Here is a 1,438-nt window from a genome sequence, read left to right as displayed (position 1 = left end):
CCAATGCTGGTGACTTTAGGTTGTTCTTGGCTGGGTGATGGTGGCTGTTGTCGCTTCTGGTGGTGGCCAGTTGCGGTGGTGGGCACGTTTGAGGGGCCAGTTGGACATCTTGCGTTTGATGACGCGGGGGCAGGTCCGTTGGCGGCGTTCGGGTAGCAGGCGTTCGGTGATCTCAGCCAGGGCGCGGGTCAGTGCGCGGGCGAGTGTGCCGGGGGGAAAGTCCCGCCTGGGCGGGGACCTGGCGGCGCACGACTCGCAGGCTGCGGGTGAACGACAGCCGGTCGGGGTCGATGCCCTCGTGCAGGGCCGCTTGGTGCATCAACTGTCGGATCGCGTGGTGGACGAGCAGGAGGCCGTAGACCTCCTGCTCGACGCCCCACGGGTACTTGGAGCGCAGGACGAGTCTGGGGCCGCGCTGGTGGGTCTTGATCTCGTCCAGGGTGGTCTCGATCTCCCAGCGCTGGGTGTAGAGCGCGGCCAGTTCGCCGGCCGGTGCCTGCGTCGGGTCCAGGAGCGTGGTGACCAGGCGGTAGAGCATGGTGTCACCGGTGGAGGCGAGGGTGTACTCGATGACCCGCACGGTCACCGGGTGGCGGCGGGTCCTGCGGTCCTGCTCGGCATGGACCTCGCTGAGGTAGGAGCCGTCGTCCAGGACCCGCACGACCGGTAGCGCGGCGTTCTTCTTGACCCGCCACAGCAGGTCCGCGCCGCCGGCCCGCGCCTGCTGCCACAGTTCGAAGCCGTAGAAGCCGCGGTCGGCCAGCAGCAGCATGCCCGCCCGCAGGTGGGCGAACAGCTGCCGGGACAGGGTCTGCTCGCTGACCGACAGCGGCCCCAGTGCGGCGCCGAACACGGTGTGGGTGCCGCACTCGGCCAGGGCGACCAGCCTGGCCTGCGGGAACGCCCCGACCCCGCGCCCGGAGCCCGGACGGCCGAAGAACTCGTCGTTGTCGGCGGTGTCCGCCAGGTCCAGGGTGGTGCCGTCCATCGCGACCAGCTGCCAGCGCCGGTACCAGGCGCCCGCCGTTCCGCGAACCGCCACCGGACGGCACACCCGCGCGAACAGGACCTTCAACGGCTCCGGCCCAAGTCGGCGACGGGCCCGGCCGATCGCGGCGGTCGTCGGCACCCGCCACGGCCGCCGGCCGTCCCCGAGCCCCTCGCCCAGCAGCCGCGCGACCTCCTCGTAGCCCTGCCCGAAGAACAGGCACATCGCGAGCACGAAGTACACGACCACCCGCGCCGGCAGCAACCGACTGCGCCGCTCGACCCGACCGCACTCGGCGATCACCTCGTCGACCAGACTCCGCGGAAACGCCTGGGTCAGCACCCCGATCGCGATCCGATCCGACAACCGCTCACCCGCAGGTGCCTTGACCTGCCCCACCCTCGCCACACCACTACCAACGAGACAGACAGGACAAAGTCACCAGCATTG

Annotated in this window: 1 protein-coding gene; it reads right to left on the bottom strand. The window is 70.3% G+C overall.

Annotated features, from left to right (window positions below; genetic code table 11):
- Positions 1–172 precede the first annotated feature (172 nt).
- Positions 173–1,396, bottom strand: a complete 1,224-nt coding sequence (locus ABD330_RS32255) for an IS4 family transposase (RefSeq protein WP_344469873.1) — start codon at positions 1,394–1,396, stop codon at positions 173–175.
- Positions 1,397–1,438 lie beyond the last annotated feature (42 nt).

Source organism: Kitasatospora kazusensis, assembly GCF_039529945.1.
In the GTDB taxonomy this organism is placed as follows: domain Bacteria; phylum Actinomycetota; class Actinomycetes; order Streptomycetales; family Streptomycetaceae; genus Kitasatospora; species Kitasatospora kazusensis.
Note: the sequence above shows the minus strand (reverse complement) of the source record. Positions and strands in the feature narration are given on the sequence as shown.